The organism is Variovorax glacialis (assembly GCF_051216375.1).
Lineage (GTDB): Bacteria > Pseudomonadota > Gammaproteobacteria > Burkholderiales > Burkholderiaceae_C > Variovorax.
On record NZ_JBPJZT010000002.1, the window covers coordinates 617,642 to 641,643 of the forward strand.

Consider the following 24,002-nt stretch of genomic DNA (forward strand, 5'->3'; position numbering starts at 1 on the left):
GAAATGCAGCGAGACGATCAAGACTCATCGACCGCCACAAATGGATTGAATCAATCAAGGCCCCGCAAGCCCATACGAAAATTCCCACGACAACGCCTACGAGGGCATCGTTGGGGGAAATGTCACGAAGGAAATCGTTGGACAGGCCTCACGGACGTCTGCTGATCGGCCGGGCCCCATGTCGTCAACCGGACTGCGTGGTCGCCGGCATGTTCGTATCATTCGTCCCCGATGTACCAAGCCCTCCGCGCCTCCCGCAGCGAATTCGTCCCCGTCCGCAACCTGACCTACCACGTGCGCGCCTGGGGAGAGCCGACACAAGCCCGCCCGCCGCTGGTGCTCCTCCACGGCTGGATGGACGTCGCTGCCTCCTGGCAGTTCGTGGTCGATGCGCTGGCCGACGCACGCTGGGTGCTGGCGCCCGACTGGCGAGGCTTCGGCCTCACGGACGGCGGCCATGTCGACAACTACTGGATGCCCGACTATCTGGCCGACCTCGACTGGTTGCTCGACCACTATGCGGGCGACGCCCCCGTCGACCTCGTCGGCCACAGCATGGGCGGCAATGTCGCGATGCAATATTCGGGCGTCCGGCCGCAGCGGATTCGCCGGCTGGTCAACCTCGAGGGCTTCGGCATGCCCGCCTTCGAGCCCGACCAGGCGCCGGGGCGCTATGCGAAGTGGATCGACGAGCAGAAGAGTCTGCATCGCGGCGAGAAGGCACTCGCGAGCTATTCGGCGGTCGACGGTGTCGCGCGTCGTCTCATGAAGACCAACCCGCGCCTCTCACGGGACAAGGCCGACTGGCTCGCCGCCCACTGGTCCGCACCGCGGCCCCATCCGGATGGCGGCGACCGGTGGGAGATCCTGGGCGATCCGGCCCACAAGATCATCAACGCCCACATCTTCCGCTGCGACGAGATGCTCGCGCTGTACGCCGCCATCACGGCGCCCGTGCTCGCGGTGGAAGCCTCGGACGACAGCCTCAGCCAATGGTGGAAGGGCCGCTACACCCTCGCCGAATACCACGAACGCCTGAAGAACGTGCCCGATGTGCGCATCGCCTGCGTCGAGGACGCCGGCCACATGCTGCACCACGACCAGCCCGACCGCGTGGCGGCTCTGATCGAGGGTTTCCTGGACGGATAGGTGCCCCGAGCCCTCCCGAGCCCATTCCAGAGGCCCCCGGCGCGGTCCGGCGGCGGCCCGATCGCCCTTCCGGCCTCAGGTCGGTCGACCATGAGAAAATGCACGGTTTTCCCCGAAACCGTCAGGACACCCCATGGATGCAGAGCAAATCAACCAAATCGGCGCAACCCTCGCGGACCTGAGCGCCCGGACGGTCGATTTACGGAGGTATCTTTGACTACGATGCCAAAGCCGAACGTCTGAGGACGGTCAACGCATCGCTCGAAGATCCCAACGTCTGGAACGACCCGAAGAAGGCCCAGGAACTGGGCCGCGAAAAGAAGTCGCTGGATGACGTCGTCGTCACGCTCGACCGGCTGACCAGCGGGCTCTCGGACAACACCGAGCTGTTCGAGATGTCGAAGGAAGAAGGCGACATGGACGGCCTCCAGTCCATCGCCGACGACGCCGCCAAGCTCGAAGCCGACATCAAGCAGCTCGAATTCCGCCGGATGTTCAACAACCCGGCCGATCCGCTGAATGCCTTCGTCGACATCCAGGCCGGCGCCGGCGGCACCGAGGCCTGCGACTGGGCCAGCATGCTGCTGCGCCAGTACCTGAAGTACGCCGAGCGCAAGGGCTTCAAGACGCAGATCGAGGACGAGACGCCGGGCGACACCGCCGGTATCAAGGGCGCGACCATCAAGGTCGAAGGCGACTACGCCTTCGGCCTGCTGCGTACCGAGACCGGCGTGCACCGCCTCGTGCGCAAGTCGCCCTTCGACTCCTCGGGCGGCCGCCACACCAGCTTCGCCAGCATCTTCGTCTACCCGGAAATCGACGATTCGATCGAGATCGAGATCAACCCGGCCGACGTGCGCACCGACACCTTCCGCGCCAGCGGCGCCGGCGGCCAGCACATCAACAAGACCGACTCGGCCGTGCGGCTCACGCACATCCCGACCGGCATCGTGGTGCAGTGCCAGGACGGCCGCAGCCAGCACAGCAACCGCGACGTTGCCTGGAAGCGCCTGCGCTCGCGCCTCTATGACCACGAGATGCGCAAGCGCCAGGAAGAGCAGCAGAAGCTGGAGGACAGCAAGACGGACGTGGGCTGGGGCCACCAGATCCGCAGCTACGTGCTGGACAACAGCCGCATCAAGGACCTGCGCACCAACGTCGAGATCTCGGCCACGCAGAAGGTCCTTGACGGCGACCTCGACGCCTTCATCGAAGCCTCGTTGAAACAAGGAGTTTGATGAACGGCCCGACGCATAAGGTGGAAGCTCTGATCTTCGACATGGACGGCACCATGGTCGACTCAATGCCCTGGCATGCCAAGGCATGGGTCGAGTACGGGCGCCGCCGCGGCCTCGACATCGACGTGCCGCATTTCATGCGCCGCACCACCGGCCGCACGGCCTTCGAATGCGCCTGCGAGCTGATGGGCCGCGAGGTCACCGACACCGAGAGCGCCGACATCACGCACCAGAAGGAATCGATCTACCGCGAACTCTTCGGTGCCCAGTTCCGCGAGGTGCCCGGCTTCAGCGCCTTCAACCGGGCCGCGGTGGCGCGCGGTCTCAAGATCGCGGTGGGCACGGCGGGCGACAAGCACAACATCGCCTTCACGATGTCGAACCTGCGCATGACGCCCGCGCCGCTTGCCATCGTCGGCGGCGACGAAGGCCTTCCCGGCAAGCCGCAACCCGCGATCTTTCTCGAAGCCGCGCGCCGTATCGGTGTGCCGCCTGCGCGTTGCGTCGTCTTCGAGGACGCGCCCTTCGGCATCGAGGCCGCGCGCCGTGGCGGCATGCTCGCCGTGGCCGTCTGCACCACCCACAGCGCCTCCGAACTCGCGGGGCCGCACGTGATTGCGGCCGTGCGTGACTACAACGAACTAGCCAACTCAAACTTTCTGGAGACACTCGATGCTGTTGCGTGATGCCCAAGGCCAGCCCATCGCGATCCGTCGCGAGGACTACAGCGCGCCTGCCTACTGGATCGACACGGTCGACCTCACCTTCGACCTCGACCCCGCCAAGACCCGCGTGCTCAACCGCATGCGCCTTCGCCGCAATCCCGACGTGGCGCCCGAGCCCCTTCGCCTCGACGGCGACGAGTTGAACCTGGCCCGCGTGCTGGTCGACGGACAGGGCGCGTCCTTCCGCATGGATGTCGACCAGCTCGTGATCGACAACCTGCCCGACGCCTTCGAACTCGAGATCTTCACCACCTGCTGCCCGGTGAAGAACACCAAGCTCATGGGCCTGTTCGTGAGCGAGGACACCTTCTTCACCCAGTGCGAGGCCGAGGGCTTCCGCCGCATCACCTACTTCCTCGACCGTCCGGACGTGATGGCGAGCTACACGGTCACATTGCGTGCCGCCAAGGCCGCGTACCCGGTGCTGCTCTCCAACGGCAACCTGGTCGAACAGGGCGAGTTGCCCGAAGGGCGCCACTTCGCGAAGTGGGTCGACCCCTTCCGCAAGCCGAGCTATCTCTTCGCATTGGTGGCCGGCAAGCTGGTCGCGCGCGAACAGCGCATCAAGGCGCGTAACGGCAAGGAGCATCTGCTGCAGGTCTACGTGCGCGCCGGCGACCTCGACAAGACCGAGCATGCGATGAACTCGCTGATCAACTCGGTGATGTGGGACGAAGCCCGCTTCGGCCTGCCGCTGGACCTCGACCGCTTCATGATCGTCGCGACCAGCGACTTCAACATGGGCGCGATGGAGAACAAGGGCCTGAACATCTTCAACACGAAGTACGTTCTCGCCAACCAGGCCACCGCCACCGACGCCGACTACAGCAACATCGAGAGCGTGGTCGGCCACGAGTACTTCCATAACTGGAGCGGCGACCGCGTGACCTGTCGCGACTGGTTCCAGCTCTCGCTCAAGGAAGGCCTGACGGTCTTTCGCGACCAGGAGTTCAGCCAGGACCTCTGCGCCGACGCCTCGGCGCGCGCCGTCAAGCGCATCGAGGACGTGCGCGTGCTGCGCACTGCGCAGTTCCCCGAAGATGCCGGCCCCATGGCCCACCCGGTGCGGCCCGACAGCTACATCGAGATCAGCAACTTCTACACCGTCACCATCTACGAGAAGGGTGCCGAGGTTGTTCGCATGATGCAGACGCTGGTCGGCCGCAAGGGCTTCGAGCGCGGCATCACCCTCTACTTCGAGCGCCACGACGGCCAGGCCGTGACCTGCGACGACTTTGCGCAGGCCATTGCCGATGCGAATCCCGAGTCCGACCTCGCGCGCCTGCTGCCGCAGTTCAAGCGCTGGTACGGCCAGGCCGGCACGCCGCGCCTCGCAGCGCACGGCGTCTACGACTCGACTGCGCGCACCTACACCCTGAGCTTCGTGCAGAGCTGCCCGCCCACGCCGGGCCAGCCGGTGAAGGATCCCTTCGTCATCCCCGTGAACATCGGCCTGCTGGGCGCCGACGGGCGCGAACTGCCGTTGCAGCTCGAAGGCGAATCGAACGCCATGCACGGCACGCGCACCCTCGTGCTGACGCGCGCCGGCGAGCAGGTCACTTTCGTCGGCCTCGACGCCGAACCGGTGCCTTCGATCCTCCGCGGTTTCAGCGCGCCGGTGATCCTGGACTACGAATACAGCGACGCCCAGTTGCTCACGCTGCTGGCGAACGACCCCGATCCGTTCAACCGCTGGGAAGCCGGCCAGCGCCTCGCCCTGCGTGCCGCGACCCGCGCGATCGCCACGCCGGCGAGCCCGAACGAACAGCCCCTGAACGATGCCTTCATCGACGCCATGCGTGGCGTGCTGGGCCACCCGACGCTCGACGCCGCCTTCAAGGAACTCGTGCTCACGCTGCCGTCCGAGACGTACATCGCCGAGCAGCTCGAGGTCGTCGACCCGCAGCGCGTGCACGCCGTGCGCGAAGCGATGCGCGCGCAACTCGCCACCGCGCTCTTCGCCGAATGGGAGCTGGCCTACGAACAGAACCGCGACACCGGCGCGTACTCGCCGGACCCCGTCTCCTCGGGCCGTCGCGCGCTGGCCGGCATGGCGCTGACCCACCTGTGCCTTGCCGCGCGGGCCTCGGGCGACACGGTGTGGCCGGGCAAGACGCTGCAGCGGTTCAAGGACGCGGGCAACATGACCGACCGCTTCAACGCCCTCAGCGCGCTGGTCGCCTCCGGCCACGCACTGGCGGCGCAGGCGCTCGCACGCTTCCACGAGATCTTCAAGAACGAAGCGCTCGTCATCGACAAGTGGTTCTCGCTGCAGGCCGGTGCCCCGGACCGCGGCGGCGACATCCTGCCGCTGGTGAAGCAGCTCATGAAGCACCCGGATTTTTCGATCAAGAATCCGAACCGTGCGCGCAGCGTGATCTTCAGCTACTGCAGCGCCAATCCGGGCGCACTGCACCGACCGGATGCGGCGGGCTATGTGTTCTGGAGTGACCGCGTGATCGAACTCGACGCGATCAATCCCCAGGTCGCCGCCCGCCTCGCGCGTGCGCTCGATCGCTGGAGCAAGCTGGCCGAACCGTATCGCAGCGCTGCGCGCGAAGCCATCGCCCGCGTCGCTGCGCGGCCGGATCTGAGCAAGGACACGCACGAAGTCGTAACCCGAGCGCTCACTGAATAACCCCCACTCTTCGCGCACTGCGTGTCGCTTCGCCAACCCCCTTTCAGGGGGCGATACCAGCGGCCCGGCAAAGCCGGTTCCGCGGTATCTCCTGAAGTGACCCTCAACCAAATAGGAAAAGATGGCTCAACACAAGATTTCACTGACCCGCTACCTCGTCGAACAGCAACGCCAGGACGGTCTCATCCCTGGGCAGTTGCGGTTGCTCCTCGAGGTGGTCGCGCGTGCCTGCAAGAGCATCAGCCAGGCCGTCAACAAGGGCGCGCTCGGTGGCGTGCTCGGCACAGCCGAGAGCGAGAACGTGCAAGGCGAGATCCAGAAGAAGCTGGACATCATCGCCAACGAAGTGCTCATCGAAGCCAACGAATGGGGCGGCCACCTCGCCGCGATGGCCAGCGAGGAGATGGACAGCATCTACGTCGTGCCCAACCGCTATCCGCAAGGCGAATACCTGCTGCTCTTCGATCCGCTTGACGGCTCCAGCAACATCGATGTGAACGTGAGCATCGGGACGATCTTCAGCGTGCTCAAGAAGCCTGACGACACACCGGGCGTGCAGGAAGCCGACTTCCTGCAGGCCGGCACCAGGCAGGTGGCCGCCGGCTATTGCATCTACGGGCCGCAGACGACGCTGGTGCTGACCGTCGGCAGCGGCGTCGCGATGTTCACGCTCGATCGCGAACAGGGTTCCTTCATGCTGACGCAGGAAGACATCCAGATTCCGGCCGACACCAAGGAATTCGCGGTCAACATGAGCAACATGCGCCACTGGGATGCCCCGGTGAAGCGCTACATCGACGAATGCCTTGCCGGCAAGGAAGGCCCGCGCGGCAAGGACTTCAACATGCGCTGGATCGCCAGCATGGTGGCCGACGTGCACCGCATCCTGATGCGCGGCGGCGTCTTCATGTACCCATGGGACAAGCGCGAGCCCGAGAAGGCCGGCAAGCTGCGCCTCATGTATGAGGCCAATCCCATGAGCTGGCTGGTCGAACAGGCCGGCGGCGCGTCAACCAACGGCCGGCAACGCATCCTCGACCTGGAGCCATCGAAACTCCACGAACGCGTGGCTGTTGTGTTGGGGTCAAAAAATGAAGTCGAGCGGCTGACAGGCTATCACGACCCGCTATAATCGTAGGCTTAGCCGGTGTAGCTCAGTCGGTAGAGCAGCTCATTCGTAATGAGAAGGTCGGGTGTTCGATTCATCTCTCCGGCACCAAACGCAGAAAGCCAAGGCCCGCTATCGAAAAGATAGCGGGCCTTTCTGTTTCTGCCGTCAGCCCGCCCAGGCCCGGCGCACCAGATAGATCAGCGCGCCGACTGCAGCGAGCACGGTGAGCGCGCTTATAGTCAAATCGGGCTCCTTCGCTTCCTGATCCGCGCTCGCATGAGCATCTCGGCGCGCTGGCTTTGCAGGGGTCTCGGGAAACGGGGTGTATGCAGCCCTTCCAAGGTTTCCATCCTCCTGGACTTGCGTTGCCGCCGCGGAGTCGTTGGAGCGCTCGCTCGCCGACACCGCCGTGCTGCGGGCACTCGCTGCGGCCGCTTCCTGCTGCGGGCGAATGGTGGCACATCCGGCCGATGGAACGGTTACGGCAAGTACCACCAATACGATCGAGATCTGAGCTTCACGCCACATGCTGCCTCTCTTTCGATTCGACTATTTGTCGGTGACTTTGACATTACGTCAAACACTGCGTTGGCGCCAGCGCCCGTGTCACTCAATAGTTACGAAATTGCATTCTCTTTTGGTGCCATTTCAGCGCAGTGTCACTCTTGAGTGACGGAATAAATATTCTTTCGTGCCACTTTCTCTTTCTAAGAAGACACTACTCCCGGCCGTAGAGTTAATTGTCGAATTGACATCGATCACTCATCGGCCTAGCCTCGCCGCCTCTTGACTTGCAACGCCGGTCCACCAAAAGCGAACTTCTCTTGCTGAATTGCGGTTTCGCCGTCGCCTCGTTCAACTGAACCTCACAGGAGTACACCATGAAGAACGTGCTGAGAGATGTATGTCAGGCGCTTGTCGTCGCATCGGCGTTGATTGTGCCTGCCGTCGGCATGGCCGACGGCAGGGGTGATGGCAGGGGTGATGGCAGGGGTGATGGCAGGGGTGATGGCAGGGGTGATGGCAGGGGTGATGACAGGGGAGACGGCAGGCGTGATGACGACCCGCCATTTCAACAGCTGAGTGCGCAGTGGTGGCAATGGGCGCTTTCCATTCCAACAACTGACAACCCACTCATGGACTTGACAGGCGACAAGTGCATGGTTGGGCAGCGCGGGCCAATTTGGTTTCTCGCTGGGTTGCTGGCTCCCGGCACGATCACTCGGAATTGCAAGATTCCGCAGGGCACGACTCTCTTTTTCCCCGTCGCAAACCTTGTTCAAGTGAATACACCAGGCGATTGCGGACAAACAGATCCATTGTCTGTCGCCGACATAAGAGCAGGCCTCGCACCAATTGTCGACAAGATCAATGTCAGGACGGTAACGGTAGATGGAATTGCGGTTCGGGGCATTGCCAGAGTCCGTTCCGTGCCGTTCGCTGTTGCGTTGCCAGTGGATAACCTCTTTGTGGCTCCTTGCGCGAATCAAAAGCCAGCGGGCCAGCGATCGGGCGTCTTTTCGCCGGCCGCAGACGACGGCTACTATGTCAAGATCGAGGGACTGAAAGCCGGCGCACACGTTTTGCAATTCACCGCGAAAAGCCCCGACGGTTTCTTCGACAACAACGTCACGTACCACCTAATCGTCGTCCCGGTCTCATTGCGATAGCGAAAGTCTCGCCGGGTGCTGGTCGCCAAGCCGAGTTCTGCGCGTCTCGCCGGCAGTGAACTGTGAGTTGCACTGCCCCTCGTGGCGCTGAGATACTCAACTCTTGCCCTGGGCCTTTTCGTAGATACGCGGCTGCGTCAACACCTCATGCCGCAGCGCCTGCTCAAGCTCCGCCTCCGTCATCAACTTCCGCCGCAGCACGACCTCCCGCACGTTGGTCCCGTTGGCGTAGGCCTCGGCCGCGACCTCGGTCGCTTCCTTGTAGCCGATGATCGGATTGAGCGCGGTCACGAGCGCGATGGAGCGCTCGATGCTTTCCTTCAGCCGAGCAGGGTTCGCCGTGATGCCGCGCACGCATCTTTCGCCCAGCGTGTTGCAGGCATTCGTCAGGTGCTTGAAGCTGCGGAACAGCGCGGTCGCAATGATCGGCTCGAAGGCATTGAGCTGCAGTTGCCCGGCCTCCGCGGCAAACGTCACCGTGAGGTCATTGCCGAAGACTTCGAACGCGACCTGGTTGACGACTTCCGGGATCACCGGATTGACCTTCCCCGGCATGATCGACGAGCCCGCCTGCATGGGCGGCAGATTGATCTCCCCCAGCCCCGAGCGCGGCCCGCTCGACAGCAGCCGCAAGTCGTTGCAGGTCTTCGACAGCTTCACGGCGATGCGCTTGAGCACGCCCGAGAGCTGCACGAAGGCTCCGCAGTCCTGCGTTGCCTCGATCAGGTTCGGCGCCGTGCTGAGCTCGATGCCGGTGATCCGCACCAGCGACTTCAGCGCCTTCCCCGCATATTCGGGATGCGCGGTAATGCCGGTCCCGATCGCCGTGGCGCCCAGGTTGATCTCGCGGATCAGCAGGGAGGCTTCGCGCAGGCGCGCCAGGTCTTCTTCCAACATGACCGCATAGGTCGAGAACTCCTGCCCGAGTGTCATCGGCACCGCGTCCTGCAACTGGGTGCGGCCGATCTTCAGCAGTGGCGCGAACTCGATCGCCTTCTCGGCGAAATCGCCGCGCAGCCGGTCCATGGCGACCAGCAGGCGATCGATAGCGAAGCAGGTCGCGATGCGCAGCGAGGTCGGATAGACGTCGTTGGTGCTCTGCGCCATGTTGACGTCTTCGTTCGGATGCAGGTACTGGTACTCGCCCCGCTGGTGGCCGAGGATCTCCAGCGCCCGGTTGCAGATCACCTCGTTCGCATTCATGTTGGTCGACGTGCCCGCGCCGCCCTGGATCATGTCGACGACGAACTGGTCGCGCAGCGCGCCCTTGCGGATCTCCTCGCAGGCCGCGACGATGGCGTTGAGCTTCGCCTCCGGCAGCAGGCCGAGTTCGGCATTCGCCTCGGCGGCCGCCTGCTTCACCGACGCCAACGCCACGATCAGTTCGGGATAGGCCGAGATGGTCGTGCCCGAGATCTGGAAGTTCTCCTGCGCGCGCAGCGTGTGCACGCCGTAATACACCTCGGCGGGCACTTCCCGGTCGCCGAGCAGATCGTGTTCGATGCGGAATTGGCTCATGTCGATCCTTCGTTGGTGCCCTGCGTCGAGCGTTGTCTCCGAAGCGAGTTATCCATGAATGCCGCCCGGCGGTCAAATGCGCGTGCAGCGGCCCACGCCGGCATCAGTCGTGCATCAGCTCCTGAATGAGCTCGCGCACGATCGACAGGCCCGGCGCCTCGGTGCGCCGGCGCAGCGTCACCAGTCCGAAGCGCGCGACTCTTTCGATCGGCGGCGTCATCCGCAGCTCGACCAGGTCGGGCGCCGCCGCGCGAATGGCCAGCAGGACGGCATCGCTTTGCCTGGCCACGTCGACCAGGCTCGCGACCTCCTCGCATTGAAGGGTGACGCAATGCTCCGGATGCGCGTCGGGGCCGTAGGTCTCGATCAGGCTGCGGGCCACCTCGTCGCTGAGCGGCGTGGAGGCGATGGGATAGCGTCTCACGGCGTCGAAGGCGACGCCCTTGCGAATGCGCGTCAACGGATGGCCGCGGCGGCACATGAAGACGCCCCTCATTTCGCGAAGGTCGGTGACCTGCAAGTCGACCGCGGGCACCAGCGAACGGGCGTCGAGCACCAGCGCATCGAGCGTGCGCGCACGCAAGGCCTGCGTCAGCAGGTCGGTGCCGCCACGCGCGACCACCACGCGTACCTTCGGATGCCTCGTCGCCATGCGCATCAGAAGCGGCGTCATCAGCATCGCGCCGGGGCCCGAACCCATGCCGATGCGAAGAACGCCGCCCTCCCCCTCGCGCATCTGCCGGCCGCTGTCGCGCAGCTCGCCGGCCTCGAACAACAATTGGCGCGCACGCTCGACCACCTCGTGGCCAAAGGATGTGAGTTCGCTGCGCCGCCCGACGCGGTCGAACAGTGGCATGCGCAGCTCGTCCTCGAGCGCGCGGATGCTTCGGCTGAGGGCCGGTTGCGTGATGTACAGCGTCTGCGCGGACTTGCTGAACGAGCCGCTCTCCGCCAGTGAGATCAGGTGCCTGAGTTGAACCAGCGTCATGACAGTCCCGGAAATTCCATGAGTTCAAGTAATGCTAAACCCAACAACAATGCATTGGATGTTCTCCTGAAGCCCTCCTACGATGCGCCTGCACCCCACGTCACCGGGGCGCCGTCGCCGAGCCAGTCATTGAAGAGGCGCACATGCAAGCGCCTAGAGGAGCCCCATGAAGCCGTTCATCCAGCGTTCGATTGCCGCAGGCCTGTTGCTGCTGGCCGCAGGCACCGCCCTCGCCCAGGGCTACCCGAACAAGCCTGTCAGCCTGATGGTTCCCTACCCCGCCGGCGGACCGTCCGACGCGGCGGCGCGCATCTTCACCACGCCGCTCGGCAAGGAACTGGGCCAGCAAGTGATCGTGGAGAACCTCGGCGGCGTGGCCGGCGCACTTGCGGCGCAGAAGGTGCTCGCCGCGCCCGCCGACGGCTACTACGTCTTCCAGGGTTCGCCCAACGAGGTGATCCTGGCGCCGCTGGCCAACGCCGCCGTCAAGCTCAAGGCGGAGGACTTCCGTCTCGTCCACCCGGTGACCGATGCGGTCATGGTCTTCGTCGCGCGCAAGGACCTGCCCGCGAACAACGTCGACGAACTCATCGCGCTGGCCCGCAAGTCGAAGGACAAGCCGCTGACCTATGGCAGCGTCGGCGTCGGCTCGCTCTACCACCTGATCCTGGAGGACGTGCAGCACCGCACCGGCACCCAGTTGATTCACGCGCCGTACAAGGGCAACGCACCGCTGCTGACGGACATCGGCGGCGGGCAGGTGGACTTTGCCGTGCTCGTGTACAGCGCGGGGATGGGCGCCATGGCGGACCAGGGCCGGCTCAAGGTGATCGGCCAGCTCGGCGCGCAGCGCTCGGAACTGCTCAAGAACGTGCCGACTGTCAGCGAAGGCAAGGAGCTGAAAGACTTCTCCTTCAAGATCTGGAGCGGGTTCATGGTGCCGAAGAACACACCGGAGGATGTAGTGCAGCGACTCCACAAGGCCATCGGCGCCACCCTGCAAGATCCGAACGTACGCTCGCAACTGGCCGCCCAGACGCAACTGGCATCCTCGCCGATGACGCTGGCCGAATCGGCGAAGTTCTACGACGCGGAGATCGCGCGCTACCGCGCCATTGCCAAGACCATCAACCTGCAACCGCAGTAAGGACCGCCATGACCACCTCGACCCTGCTCGACGCGCTGCACGAACAGGCGGATGAATTCATCGGCCTGCGCCGCGACATCCACCACCACCCCGAACTGGCCTTCGACGAACACCGCACTTCGGAGCTGGTGGCCACGAAGCTCAGGGAATGGGGCTACGAAGTCGAGCGCGGTCTCGGCGGCACCGGCGTCGTGGGGCGCCTGCGGCGCGGCGACGGCAAGCGTCAACTCGGCCTGCGTGCCGACATGGACGCGCTGCCGATCGACGAAGCCACCGGCCTGGCCTATGCCAGCAGCCACCAGGGCGTGATGCATGCCTGCGGCCACGACGGCCACACGGCCATGCTGCTCGCGGCGGCGCACCACCTCGCGCACCGGGGCCGTTTCGCCGGCACACTCAACCTCATCTTCCAGCCGGCGGAGGAAGGCGGCGGCGGCGCGCTGCGGATGATGCAGGACGGCCTGTTCGACAAGTACCCCTGCGATGCGATCTTCGCGATGCACAACATGCCCGGCATCCCGCAGGGCCGGCTGCTGTTGCGCGAAGGCGCGGCCATGGCCTCGTCCGACTACGCCACCGTCACGCTCACCGGCATCGGCGGCCACGGCGCGCTGCCGCACCGCACCGCGGATCCGGTCGTGGCGGCGGCAAGCATCGTGATGGCGCTGCAGACCATCGTGTCGCGCAACATCGATCCGCTCCAGATGGCGGTGGTCACGGTGGGCGCCCTGCACGCTGGCAAGGCCAACAACGTGATCCCTCAGGGCGCGACGCTGGAGATCAGCGTGCGCGCGCTCGACCGCGAGGTCCGCACGCGGCTGGAGCAACGGCTGAAGGCGCTGATCACCGCGCAGGCCGAGAGCTTCGGCGTCACGGCGGCGATCGACTGGCGTCCTGGCTATGCGGTGCTGGTCAACACACCCGAGGAGACGGCCTTCGCGCGCGAAGTGGCGCTCGAACTGGTGGGCGCGGATCGCGTTACGCTGCAGGGCCCGCCCCTGTCCGGCAGTGAGGACTTCGCCTTCATGCTCGAAAAGGTGCCAGGCAGCTACCTGCTGATCGGCAACGGCGCCGGCGAGGGAGACGGCCACGGCGCGTGCATGGTCCACAACCCCGGCTACGACTTCAACGACGCCAACGTCGCGGTCGGTTCGGCCTATTGGGTGCTGCTGGCCGAGCGCTTCCTGAACGGCTGACGCGTGTTGCGGGTGGTAGCCACGTCACAACCGACTGCTACCACCGATGGCCTCTCCTTCCGAACAATGGACGTTTTGAAGGAGACATCGATGACACGCAAGATCCTCATGCTCTGCGGCGACTACGCGGAGGACTACGAAACCATGGTGCCGTTCCAGGCGCTGCTGGCCGTGGGCCACACGGTCCACGCCGTGGCGCCGGACAAGAAGGCCGGCGACTGGGTCCACACCGCCATCCACGATTTCGAGGGCGCGCAGACCTACAGCGAGAAGCCGGGCCATCGCTTCACGCTCAATGCCAACTTTGCCGACGTGCGCCCCGAGGCCTATGACGCGCTGGTGATCCCCGGCGGACGCGCGCCCGAGTATCTGCGGATGAACACGCGGGTGGTCGAGATCGCGCGCCACTTCCTTGCCGCCGACAAGCCGGTCGCGGCGGTCTGCCATGGCGCGCAACTCCTGGCGGCGACGGGGCTGCTCAAGGGCCGCAAGGTTTCCGCTTATCCGGCCTGCCAGGTCGAGGTCGAACTGGCCGGCGCCGAATACATGGGCATCCCCGTCGACCAGGCCGTGACCGACCGCAACCTCGTCACCGCACCGGCCTGGCCGGCGCATCCGGCCTGGATCGGGCAATTCCTCAAGGTGCTCGGCACGCGCATCGAGACCTGATTCCGAGCGGCCAGGGCGGGTAGCGCTACAGTCGCGATTCGCGATTCGCGACCCGCGCCCAGCCCTTTCCCGGGAGAAGACCATGTGCGAAGTTTTCATCAGCGCCGACCCCCAGAGCTACGACAGCCGGACACGTTCGGTCCGGCTGCACGGCGTCGTCACCAGCATCCGGCTCGAGAATCTCTTCTGGCAGGTGCTGGAGGAGATCGCCGCGCGTGACGACATGGGCGTGGTGCAACTGATCGAGAAGCTCTACGACGAACTGGTCGCGGCGCGTGGCGAGGTCGGCAATTTCGCGTCCTTCCTGCGCGTGAGTGCGCTCCGCTACGAGGCGATGGTGGCGCAGGGCCGGATACCGGGGGACACCTCGGTGGCGATCCGGTCGCTCGATGCCAAGGCCGTCCTGCACGACATGCCGCGAGGCTGGGCGCGCGCGGTGCGCAGCAAGGGCATCGCCGCCGCTCAGCAGTCGTAGCGACGGTAGTTGATGTAGCAGAGTTCGCGAATCCTCTGCTTGTCGATCGCGACCCTTCGCTGACCTTCGCTGATCCGGCGGCGCTCGTCCGCGGCGCGCTCGGCTTCCTTGCGCTGTTCCTCGCGTTGCTCCGCGGCAAATCTTTGCGCGTCGAGGGTGCGCTTCATGGCATCGGCACTTTGCGCACGGGACAGGGCCATCTCGCTCTCGCGCCGGAAAGCGCGCTCCTTGGCCTGCGCGGCCTCGTCCGCCCGGGCGCGCTCGCCGGCCGCCACTTCGGCGGCCCGCCGGCTCTCGGATTCCGCGATCGCCTGCTGCCGCGCCGTTTCGAGCGCCTTGGCCGCCAGTTCCTCCTGGGCCACCTGCCGGCGATGCTGGACGAAGTAACCGCCCGCAAACAGCGCGGCCACGAGCAGGCCAATGATCACCAGGGCCCTCGGTGTGCCGGACTCCTGCTCGACGACCGGTTGAAAGTCCGAGTGCCGTCGAATGGATGGGGCCGAGACTTGCCTTGCGAGCTTCCGGTCGTGGGCGGCACGCGATTCCGGATCGCTCAGTACCTTGTGCGCGTCAATGACTTCGTTCAACTGCTCCGCGACCCGGGCGTCCTCCGCCATCCGCTCCCGCGTATACGTCGAACGTGCGCGCTGGTAGGCCGCTTCAACATCCTCCGGCGTGGCGTTGCCGGGGATCCCCAAGACCACATACGCTGAAATCATCGCGTCCTTCCGTATCGGCACGGCCGGGCGCCCATCGCCTGGCAGTTGCGCTTCCAACAATGTCAATCATTGTTACACGAAAGAACTACAAAATTTACAAATCTGACTTCGGAAGTCAGCGTCCGATTGCTAGAGCAGATCCTTCAAGGCGGCCCGCAAGCGGCTGATGGCCTGGCTGTGCAACTGGCACACGCGGCTCTGGCTCACTTCGAGGATCGCGCCGATCTCGCGCAGGTTCAGTTCCTCCTCGTAGTAGAGGTTCAGCAGCAGCTGATCGCGCTCCGGCAGCCCCGAGATGGCGTCCACCAGCTGATGCCGGAATCCGCTTTCCAGCAGCTGCTCCAGCGGATCGTCGCTTCCGCGCTGGCCCTTGCGGGCTTCCTGCGCATGCATGTCGATGAAGGGGTTGTCCGATTCGCCTTTCGCGAAGTCCTCGACATACAGGAGCTGGCAGCCCTGGATCTCCTGCAGCAGCGACTGGTAGGCCTCCAGGTCGATCTTGAGTTCCTTGGCGATCTCCCCTTCGCTCGGCGGACGGCCGAGGCGATGTTCGAGCGCCTGGATCGCTTTCTCGACCCCGCGCGCCGACTGCCGCAGGCCGCGCGAGCCCCAGTCGCTGGCCCGCAGTTCGTCGAGCATCGCGCCGCGGATGCGCTGGCTGACGAAGGTCTCGAACTGCGCGCCCTTGTTGTCCTGGTAGCGGCTCGATGCGTCCAGCAGGCCGATCATCCCGGCCTGGATCAGGTCGTCGAGTTCCACGCTGGCCGGCAGCTTGGCGATCATCTGGAGCGCGATGCGGCGCACCATCGGCTGGTGCTGCTCCAGCAGATGGGACTTTTCAATGGTTCCCTGGGCGGTGTACACGTTCAGTCCTTTCCGTTGTTCGGTTCTGCGGGTCATGCGTCCGCCACGCTCGTCACCGGTGTGGATCGCATGAAGGCCATGGCCGCGCTGCGCGCCTGCTCCGGGGTCTCCACGCTTCCCGCGCGACGCGGCGCGGCAGCGCGCCAGGGCCAGCGCCCCATGTCGGCGGCGATGCGCCTGAAATCGATGGCCGCGAGGCTCGCAGGGAATGCCTCGACCACGGTCGCGCCCAATCGCCGCGCGTCTGCCATGTGCGGGTCGGCGCGCACCCAGCCCGCCGGCTCCAGCGACACCGCGAGGTAGCGGCTGCCGGTGTTGGCGAGGTTGGTCGTGATCCTCTGCGCTTCATCGGCGCCCGAGACGCCATTGACGAGGAAGCGCAGTTGCTTCAGGCCATGCGCGTAGTGCAGGCGCTTGATGCCCGCGTAGGCGGAAGTGATCGACGCGGCATTCGGCTTGAGAACGAGCACCAGTTCGTCCGCGAGTTGGGCCAGCGGCGACAGGCAGCCTTCGCCGTCGAGCAACGCATCGACCAGGATCACGCCGCCGTGGCACCACGGCCGCGGATCGGCACCTGCCACGCGCGCTTCGGGCGGCGCCGGCAGGACGCCGACGCCGCATGCCGCCACCGCGGCTGCGCCTTCGCAGCTCAGCCGCCTGTCGACCACGTCGGCCAGGCTGCCCAGCGGATCGAGGCCCCAGACACCGCAGACCGACTTGGCCGCGCGCCCATGCTCATCCAGCAGCAACACATCCTTCCCCTGGAGGACCAGGGCGGCACCCAGGTTCATCGCCGTCGTGGTGCCGCCGTCGCCACCACCGATGCCTGCGACGGCCACGATGCGCGTCGGCGTGTGCGACAGCAGACGACGCAATCCGTCGGCCTGATCTGCAACCAGCTTGCTCATGGGGTGCTCCTCAATCCTGCTGCTCCAGGGCCCTGGCTTGCTGGGTGGGCGCGGTCGATTCCGTACCGAGCGCCTCCAGCAGCAGGAAGAGCTTGCTCACGCCGACATACAGCGCGTTGCCGGTCAGGGGCCGGCTGGAGCGCACGGGCCGCCCGGTCAGCTGGTTCAGCAGCATGCGCGTGCGATCGGCCCACTCGCCGTTCGCGTTCAGGAGACGCCACACGGTGGTGGTCACCTGGCCGGCGATCAGCAGGCGCTTCATCATGTTCGGGTCGCCCAGTTCGCCCATGCCGCCCACGAGCTGCACACCCTGGCGGATCAGCCGGAAGCAGGGGTCCGCGTCGGCGGCCCAGGCCTGCCATTGCGCCAGTTGGCAGGCCGTGACCTGCATGTCGACGTTGGACAGCAGATAGCCTTGGGCAATGATCTTCTGGCTCCGCTCATCCATCACGCGCGTTGCCACGCAGCGCAGCACGGGCAGCGCGGCGTTGTCGGCGCCGGCCCGCAGGATGACTTCCGCCTGCGCCTCGCATTGCAGCGCCGGCTTGCCGCGGAACATCACGCGCCGTGGCTCGCCGAACGCGTAATCCCTGCGCGCGAGTGCGCTCGACGCGCCGGTCTGCGGATCGATGACGCCGGTCGAACCCGGCGCGCGCGCCAGCCATTTCTGGCCTTGCGCCTGCCACTCGGTCATCAATTCGATCGCGGGCAGGCGCGGCAGCACATGAACCACCGCCTTGCCGAAGTCCTGCTGGCGCAGCCAATGCACCTGCCGCATGCCGGGCTTGCGCCGCGCATCGGCGCCACCGCGTGTCGCCGCCGTGGAAAGGAACTGGTTCGGCGCCGACAGCGGCGCGCCGCTGCGGTCCGACAGCAGCAGGCTGCTCTGGCATTCGTACGCGTCGCCGCCTTCGTTCGAGCGCAGGCCGACCTGGCCGGACAGCGCGAGCACGTGGTGGTCGCAACCGGCGGCAATCTCGCTGCGCGCATGCACCGTCAGGTCCTGCAGGACGGCCTTGTGGCCGATGTCCTCGTCGCCGGCGTTGCGCCAGAGACGGCGCGCGCTCTCGAAGCCGATCTGCGCGCCGGCGAGCGCGCCGGCGGCGGTCGCCAGTTCCTGCGCGTCGTGCGCCATGGCGCGGATCAGGTTCTGGTACTGCAGGCGAAGCCGGTCGGCCTCGGCCCGCGCCTGGACGACCTGTGCCGATGGTGCCGAGCCTGCGGGCTCGTCCTGCATGTCGACCTCGGCCGGCACGAACAGCGGGTTGTGGCGGCGCGGCTGGAAGACGCTGTCCACCAGTTGCGCGCGATCGGCCTGCATCAGGTTCTCCGGCACCTTCTGGCCGCTGGAGATGTAGTGCACCGGCAGGCGATGGCGAATCACGGTGTCGATGAGCGCGCCCGGATGCGTGGCCTCGTCGACCTTGGTGAAGATGCAGCCTGCGAGTTCGCTGCCGCCTCCGCCGTGGCGATAGGCATGCACCACTTCGTTGAGCGTGTCACCGTGGCTGGTCGCGTTCAGCAGCAGCAGGCGCTTGACCGGGCGATGACTGCTGCACAGCATCGCGATCTGGTCGGAGACGGCGCGGTCGCGCTGGCTCATGCCCACCGTGTCGATGAGCACCATGTGCTTGTCGCGCAGGTCCTGCAGCACCAGGTGCAGGTCGGCCGCGTCCTTCACCGCATAGACCGGCACGTTGAGGATCTGGCCGTAGATGCGCAGCTGCTCGTAGGCGCCGATGCGGTAGCTGTCCGTGGTCACCAGCGCGAGCTTGTCGGCGCCGAAGCGCATCACGCAGCGGGCGGCGAGCTTGGCGGTCGTGGTGGTCTTGCCGACGCCGGTCGGGCCCATCAACGCGTAGACGCCGCCCTGCGCGAGGAGCGCGTCCTCGTCCTCATGCACCGGCACCGCGCGGATCAGTTCCGAACGTGCGAAGGCCATGCCCTGCGCATAGGTCTGGCCGGTAGGCAGCTTCTCCAGCATGGCCTTCGACAGCCGTGCGCTGAAGCCGGCGCCGAGCAGGGTGCGCAGCAGCCGACCGCGCACGGGGTCCTGGCGCTGCTTGTCGTTCCAGACGACGCTCGCCAGCTGCTCCTCGATCATGCCGCGCATCGAATGCAGTTCATTCAGGACGACATCGCTGCCTGCGGCCGGTTCCAGCGCGGCTGGCACCGCGACGGCCTTTGCCGTTGCGGTGGGCGCCGCCGGAGCGACGACCGTGACGGGCGCAACCGCGACTGTGGGCATGGCCGGTGCAACGGGCGTCACCACGGCCGGTGCAACCGGCGCCGACACAGCGGCAGGCACGACCGGCGCAGCCGGCATCGCCGGTGCCACGGGCGCCGCCTGTGCGACGGGCGCCATCGGCGCCGCGCTCTGCGTCACCTGGGTCACGTCGCCCTCGGCCATCGCCACGATCTCCACGCCATCGGCGTGAACGCGGTTGGTCAGCACGATGGCCTCGGCGCCCAGGGCCTCGCGAACGAGGCGAAGGGCTTCGCGGCTGGTGGCCGCGACGAATCTGCGGGCCGTGGTCCGCACGTCTGTCGTAGAAATGCTCAAACTCTTCCTCCAATGGTGGCGGTGATCTTGATGTTGCGAGAGTCAGGGATCTCCGCGTGGGAGAGCACCTTCAATTGCGGGAGGCTGCGTCGCAGGAAGCGCGACAGCAGCACGCGCAGCGCGTGCTGGACGACCAGCACCGGCGCGAGCCCCATCTGCTCCTGCCGCGCGATCGCGGCCTGTGTCTGGCGCAGCAGGCTGTCGGCGAGGCCCGGCTCGATGCCGCTGCTGTTGGTCATGGCCTGCTGCAGCACGCTGTCGAGCGAGCCGTCGAGTCCGATGACCTGGAGTTCGGTGTCGCCCGGGAAGAACTGCTGCGTGATCGCGCGGCCCAGGGCGAGGCGCGTCAACGAGGTGAGTTCCGTCGCGTCCTTGACGGTCGGCGCGTGCTCGGCCATCACGTCGAGGATGGTGCGCATGTCGCGGATCGACACTTCCTCGTCGAGCAGGTTCTGCAGCACCTTGTGCAGCGTGCTCAGCGACACGATCTTCGGCACCAGGTCCTCGGTCAGCTTCGGCGCCTTCTTGGCGATCTGGTCGAGCAGCTGCTGGACCTCCTGGCGGCCCAGCAGTTCGGCGGCGTGGGTCTGGATCAGGTGGTTCAGGTGCGTGGCCATCACCGTGCAGGCATCGACCACCGTGTAGCCGTAGATCTGCGCCTGCTGGCGCAGGCTGCCGTCGATCCACACGGCCGGCAGGCCGAAGGCCGGATCCTGCGTCGGGGTGCCGGGCAAGGTGCCTGAGACCTGCCCCGGGTTGATCGCCATCCACTGGTTGGGGAAAGCCTCGCCGCGACCGATCTCGACACCCTTCAGGCTGATGACGTAGGTGTTCGGCTTGATCTCCAGGTTGTCGCGGATGTGGACCACCGGCACCAGGAAGCCGATGTCCTGCGCGATCTTCTTGCGGATGCTCTTGATGCGGCCCAGCAGTTCGCCCTGCTGCGACTGGTCCACCAGCGGGATCAGGCGGTAGCCGACTTCCATGCCGAGCGGGTCGACCAGCGCGATGTCGTCCCAGGTGGCTTCGGCCGTGTCCGCAACGGGCACCGCGGCGGCTTGCGCGGCGGCGGCCTGGGCGGCTGCGGCCGCCTGCTGCGGCTTGCGACGGAGCAGGCCCCGGCCCAGCCATGCGAGGCCGCCCGCGATCAGCAGGAAGGCCAGGTTCGGCATGCCCGGGATCATGCCCATCAGGCCGATGATGCCGGCCGTCAGGAACAGCACCTGCGGGTTCGAGAAGAGCTGGCCCGTAAGCTGCCGGCCAACGTCCTCGTCGGTGGTGACACGCGAGACGATCACACCGGCCGCCGTCGAGATCACCAGCGCCGGGATCTGCGCGACCAGGCCGTCGCCGATCGCCAGCAGCGTGTATGTCTTGCCCGCCGTGGAGAAGTCCAGGCCATGCTGCACCACGCCGACCACGAGGCCGCCGATGATGTTGATCACCATGATCAGCAGGCCGGCCACCGCATCGCCGCGGACGAACTTGCTGGCACCGTCCATGGAGCCGTAGAAGTCCGCTTCCTGCGCGACTTCGGTACGGCGCTTGCGCGCGACGTCCTCGCCGATCAGGCCGGCGTTCAGGTCGGCGTCGATCGCCATCTGCTTGCCGGGCATCGCGTCGAGCATGAAGCGCGCGCCTACCTCGGCGATGCGCCCCGCGCCCTTGGTGATCACCATGAAGTTGATCAGCACGAGGATGATGAACACCATCACGCCCACCGCGAAGTTGCCGCCGACGAGGAAGTGCCCGAAGGCCTCGATCACCTTGCCTGCAGCGTCCGGACCGGTGTGGCCGTGCATCAGCACGACGCGGGTGGAGGCCACGTTGAGCGACAGGCGCAGCAAGGTCGAGAACAGCAGCACCGCGGGGAAGGCGGCGAAGTCGAGCGCCTTCATGGTGTACATGCTCACCAGCAGCACCATCACCGACATCGCGATATTGAAGGTGAACAGCAGGTCCAGCAGGAAGGGCGGCAGCGGCAGCACCATCATGCTCAGGATCATGATGATGAGGATCGGCCCCGCCAGTCCCTTGAACTGGGTGCCGGAGAACAGCTGCGTCGGCGAACGCATCAGGCTTGCGAGGGAATTCATGCGGTCTTCACGGTGTAGGCGAGCGCTTCGGGAATCGGCAGGTCCTTGGGCGTGCGCGGCTCATCGCCGCCTTCGTCCTTCCAGCGCTTGAGCTGGTAGACCCACGCGAGCACTTCCGCCACGGCGGTGTAGAGGCCCGACGGGATCTCGTCGCCGAGCCGGGTGTGCTTGTAGAGCGCACGCGTGAGCGGCGGCGCTTCGAGGATGGCGACCTTGTTGGCCTCGGCGATTTCGCGGATGCGCTGCGCCACCAGGTCGGTGCCCTTGGCGACCACGCGCGGCGCGCGCATGTCGCTGTCGACGTACTTCAGCGCCACCGCGAAGTGGGTCGGGTTGGTCACGACGATGTCGGCCTTGGGGACCTCGGCCATCATCCGGCGCTTGGCCATCGCCTGCTGCTGGCGGCGGATCTGCGCCTTGATGTGCGGGTCGCCTTCGCTTTCCTTGTGCTCCTGGCGAAGATCCTCGCGCGACATGCGCAGCTTGCGGTAGTAGGTCCACAGTTGCCAGGGCACGTCGACCAGCGCCACCAGCAGCAGCGCCGCCGCGATCGACGCGCAATCGCGTCCGACGAGCATGATGGTCTGCGGCAGCGCGGCGCTGACGGGCAGCGACATGAGCTGCAGCACGTTCTCGAGGTTGTTCGAGATGACCCAGTACGCCACGCCGCCGATCAGCAAGGACTTGGCCAGCGCCTTGACCAGCTCGGCCAGCGACTGCGTGGAGAACATGCGCACGATGCCCGCGAAGGGATCGAGCTTGCCGAAGTTCGGCGCCACGGCCTTGCCCGAGAACAGCCAGCCGCCCAGCATCAGCGGCGCGACCACGGCGGCGACCACCATCATCGCGAACAGCGGCGCCATCGCCATCAGGACGTGCAGCGCCATCAGCCCGGTCTGGGCCATCATCTGCGAGGGATCGAAGACCGCGGCGCGTTCGAAGTGCAGGCCACGGCGCATGGCGGCACTCATCGTGCTGCCGAGGGACTGGGCCGTGAACCACAGGCCGCCGATGGCGGTGCCCAGCATCACAAGCGTGGTCAGCTCGCGGGAGCGGGCCACATTGCCTTCCTCACGCGCCTTTTCGAGGCGTCGCTCAGAGGCGGGTTCCGTTTTTTCGAGATCGCTTTCCTCAGCCATTCATGCTCCAGGAGCATCGGCGAAGGACGCCTGCTCATGACTGATTATTGGATTCGGAGGGCCGGAACAATCGATCGATCAAGACCGGTATCGCCCCCCTTCTCACCCAATCAAAGCATGTGGCCGGATCTAGAACCCGAGGCTGGCGAGCAGGTCGTCGACCTGCGATTGATCGGTCACGGCTTCCGGGTTGCCCGGGGTGACCTGCGGACCGTTCATCAGGTTGTTGCTGCTGATTTCCTGGCGCTTCTCGGCCGGCGAGTTGTCGATGAGCACCTGCAGCAATTGCGTCTCGACCTCGTTGACCACTTCCATCATCTTCTTGATGACCTGGCCGGTCAGGTCCTGGAAGTCCTGCGCCATGAGGATCTCCATCAACTGCGAGTTGATGGCGCCGGCCTTCTCCGGCACGTCCTTCAGGTAGCCGCGCGTGTCCATCACCAGCTCGCGCGCGTGGTCCAGCTCGATCGGATTGCTGAACCATTCGTCCCAGCGCTTGCTCAGGCCCTTGGCATCGGTGGCGAGCCCTTCCTGGAGCGGCTGTGCCACGTCGATGGCGTTGAGCGCGCGATGCGCCGCCCGTTCGGTGGTCTCGGCCACGTAGTTCAGGCGGTCGCGCGCACCCGGAATGGCCTGGGCAGCCTTCTCGACCTGCTTGTCGAGGCCCAGCTCGCGCATGCCTTCGCGCAATTGGCGCGTCAGTTGCCCGATGCGGCCCAGCAACTGCTCGGCGGTGTTCCCGGTTTCGGCGTCGGCGGGATGTTGGTTCATGGCATCCCCCTTACTTGTTCAGCTTCTCGAAGATCTTGGTGATCTTTTCCTCGAGCGTTGCTGCGGTGAAGGGCTTGACCACGTAGCCGTTGGCGCCGGCCTGCGCGGCCGCCACGATGTTTTCCTTCTTGGCCTCTGCCGTCACCATCAGCACCGGCAGCTTCGACAGCTCCGGGTCGGCGCGGATGGTCTGCAGCATCGTAAGGCCGTCCATGTTGGGCATGTTCCAGTCGGACACGACGAAACCGAAGTTGCCGCCTCGGAGCTTCTCGATGCCCGCGGCGCCGTCCTCGGCCTCGTCGACGTTGAGGAACTCGAGTTCCTTCAGAAGGTTGCGCACGATGCGGCGCATGGTCGGGAAGTCGTCCACAACCAAAATCTTGATGCTCTTGTCGATCACGATATCTCTCACTCCAAC

At 65.9% G+C, this 24,002-nt stretch carries 21 protein-coding genes and 1 tRNA gene; 11 read left to right on the forward strand and 11 right to left on the reverse strand.

The window, feature by feature from the left end; all coding sequences use genetic code 11:
• Positions 1-231 precede the first annotated feature (231 nt).
• The 6 genes from ACSFBL_RS07325 to ACSFBL_RS07350 all read left to right on the forward strand — a co-directional run bounded on the left by ACSFBL_RS07325 (position 232) and on the right by ACSFBL_RS07350 (position 6,969).
• Positions 232-1,149 (forward strand): alpha/beta fold hydrolase, encoded by a 918-nt coding sequence (locus ACSFBL_RS07325; RefSeq protein WP_435515076.1) that lies wholly within the window; start codon positions 232-234, stop codon positions 1,147-1,149.
• A 133-nt stretch (positions 1,150-1,282) separates the two neighbouring features.
• Positions 1,283-2,387 (forward strand): peptide chain release factor 2 gene (gene prfB, locus ACSFBL_RS07330; RefSeq protein ID WP_435515077.1). Its coding sequence is split into 2 segments (ribosomal slippage): positions 1,283-1,363 and positions 1,365-2,387, totalling 1,104 coding nucleotides; the frame shifts between segments, so codons are not numbered across the junction.
• Positions 2,387-3,073 carry an HAD family hydrolase gene (locus ACSFBL_RS07335; protein WP_435515078.1) on the forward strand — a complete coding sequence of 229 codons (687 nt, stop codon included), beginning with the start codon at positions 2,387-2,389 and terminating at the stop codon, positions 3,071-3,073. The genes prfB and ACSFBL_RS07335 overlap by 1 nt, the downstream gene beginning before the upstream one ends.
• The gene (gene pepN / locus ACSFBL_RS07340; protein WP_435515079.1) at positions 3,060-5,750 is read left to right on the forward strand and encodes an aminopeptidase N; all 2,691 of its coding nucleotides are present in this window, start codon (positions 3,060-3,062) and stop codon (positions 5,748-5,750) included. Before ACSFBL_RS07335 ends, pepN begins: the two co-directional genes overlap by 14 nt.
• Positions 5,751-5,871: 121 nt before the next feature.
• Complete coding sequence (locus ACSFBL_RS07345; RefSeq protein WP_435515080.1) at positions 5,872-6,882, forward strand: class 1 fructose-bisphosphatase; 1,011 nt, start codon at positions 5,872-5,874, stop codon at positions 6,880-6,882.
• 11 nt (positions 6,883-6,893) lie between these two features.
• Positions 6,894-6,969 (forward strand) — tRNA-Thr (locus tag ACSFBL_RS07350).
• Between the two features lie 57 nt (positions 6,970-7,026).
• On the opposite strand, the gene ACSFBL_RS07355 is transcribed toward ACSFBL_RS07350, so the two are convergent.
• Positions 7,027-7,389, reverse strand: a complete 363-nt coding sequence (locus ACSFBL_RS07355) for a hypothetical protein (RefSeq protein WP_435515081.1) — start codon at positions 7,387-7,389, stop codon at positions 7,027-7,029.
• Between the two features lie 353 nt (positions 7,390-7,742).
• Between ACSFBL_RS07355 and ACSFBL_RS07360 the strand changes: the two genes are divergently transcribed.
• Positions 7,743-8,531: a hypothetical protein gene (locus tag ACSFBL_RS07360; RefSeq protein ID WP_435515082.1), complete on the forward strand. Its 789-nt coding sequence runs from the start codon at positions 7,743-7,745 to the stop codon at positions 8,529-8,531.
• Positions 8,532-8,627: 96 nt separating this feature from the next.
• Here the strand turns inward: ACSFBL_RS07360 and aspA are convergent, their stop codons facing one another.
• Both aspA and ACSFBL_RS07370 read right to left on the reverse strand, forming a co-directional pair.
• A complete protein-coding gene (gene aspA / locus ACSFBL_RS07365) occupies positions 8,628-10,049 on the reverse strand; it encodes an aspartate ammonia-lyase (protein WP_435515083.1) in 1,422 nt (473 codons plus the stop codon).
• A 103-nt stretch (positions 10,050-10,152) separates the two neighbouring features.
• Positions 10,153-11,037, reverse strand: coding sequence for a LysR family transcriptional regulator (locus ACSFBL_RS07370; RefSeq protein ID WP_435515084.1), 885 nt, complete (start codon positions 11,035-11,037; stop codon positions 10,153-10,155).
• A gap of 166 nt (positions 11,038-11,203) precedes the next feature.
• Between ACSFBL_RS07370 and ACSFBL_RS07375 the strand changes: the two genes are divergently transcribed.
• The 4 genes from ACSFBL_RS07375 to ACSFBL_RS07390 all read left to right on the forward strand — a co-directional run bounded on the left by ACSFBL_RS07375 (position 11,204) and on the right by ACSFBL_RS07390 (position 14,524).
• Positions 11,204-12,184, forward strand: a complete 981-nt coding sequence (locus tag ACSFBL_RS07375; protein ID WP_435515085.1) for a tripartite tricarboxylate transporter substrate binding protein — start codon at positions 11,204-11,206, stop codon at positions 12,182-12,184.
• Between the two features lie 8 nt (positions 12,185-12,192).
• Positions 12,193-13,380 carry a M20 aminoacylase family protein gene (locus tag ACSFBL_RS07380; RefSeq protein ID WP_435515086.1) on the forward strand — a complete coding sequence of 396 codons (1,188 nt, stop codon included), beginning with the start codon at positions 12,193-12,195 and terminating at the stop codon, positions 13,378-13,380.
• Between the two features lie 90 nt (positions 13,381-13,470).
• A complete protein-coding gene (locus ACSFBL_RS07385) occupies positions 13,471-14,049 on the forward strand; it encodes a DJ-1/PfpI family protein (RefSeq protein WP_435515087.1) in 579 nt (192 codons plus the stop codon).
• An 82-nt stretch (positions 14,050-14,131) separates the two neighbouring features.
• Complete coding sequence (locus ACSFBL_RS07390; protein ID WP_435515088.1) at positions 14,132-14,524, forward strand: ribbon-helix-helix domain-containing protein; 393 nt, start codon at positions 14,132-14,134, stop codon at positions 14,522-14,524.
• Here the strand turns inward: ACSFBL_RS07390 and ACSFBL_RS07395 are convergent.
• The 8 genes from ACSFBL_RS07395 to cheY all read right to left on the reverse strand — a co-directional run bounded on the left by ACSFBL_RS07395 (position 14,512) and on the right by cheY (position 23,981).
• On the reverse strand, positions 14,512-15,243 hold the full coding sequence (locus tag ACSFBL_RS07395; RefSeq protein ID WP_435515089.1) for a DnaJ domain-containing protein: 732 nt from the start codon (positions 15,241-15,243) through the stop codon (positions 14,512-14,514). The two genes, ACSFBL_RS07390 and ACSFBL_RS07395, sit on opposite strands and share 13 nt — an antisense overlap.
• Positions 15,244-15,372: 129 nt before the next feature.
• Complete coding sequence (locus ACSFBL_RS07400) at positions 15,373-16,143, reverse strand: RNA polymerase sigma factor FliA (protein WP_435515090.1); 771 nt, start codon at positions 16,141-16,143, stop codon at positions 15,373-15,375.
• Complete coding sequence (locus ACSFBL_RS07405) at positions 16,140-17,015, reverse strand: MinD/ParA family ATP-binding protein (protein ID WP_435515091.1); 876 nt, start codon at positions 17,013-17,015, stop codon at positions 16,140-16,142. Before ACSFBL_RS07405 ends, ACSFBL_RS07400 begins: the two co-directional genes overlap by 4 nt.
• 10 nt (positions 17,016-17,025) lie before the next feature.
• Complete coding sequence (flhF, locus tag ACSFBL_RS07410; protein ID WP_435515092.1) at positions 17,026-19,578, reverse strand: flagellar biosynthesis GTPase FlhF; 2,553 nt, start codon at positions 19,576-19,578, stop codon at positions 17,026-17,028.
• Positions 19,575-21,674: a flagellar biosynthesis protein FlhA gene (gene flhA / locus ACSFBL_RS07415; RefSeq protein ID WP_435515093.1), complete on the reverse strand. Its 2,100-nt coding sequence runs from the start codon at positions 21,672-21,674 to the stop codon at positions 19,575-19,577. Before flhA ends, flhF begins: the two co-directional genes overlap by 4 nt.
• Positions 21,671-22,813 (reverse strand): flagellar biosynthesis protein FlhB, encoded by a 1,143-nt coding sequence (gene flhB, locus ACSFBL_RS07420; RefSeq protein ID WP_435515094.1) that lies wholly within the window; start codon positions 22,811-22,813, stop codon positions 21,671-21,673. Before flhB ends, flhA begins: the two co-directional genes overlap by 4 nt.
• A 129-nt stretch (positions 22,814-22,942) precedes the next feature.
• Entirely contained in the window at positions 22,943-23,584 is a 642-nt protein-coding gene (gene cheZ / locus ACSFBL_RS07425) for a protein phosphatase CheZ (protein ID WP_435515095.1), read from the reverse strand.
• 10 nt (positions 23,585-23,594) lie between these two features.
• Positions 23,595-23,981: a chemotaxis response regulator CheY gene (gene cheY, locus ACSFBL_RS07430; RefSeq protein WP_286664515.1), complete on the reverse strand. Its 387-nt coding sequence runs from the start codon at positions 23,979-23,981 to the stop codon at positions 23,595-23,597.
• Positions 23,982-24,002 lie beyond the last annotated feature (21 nt).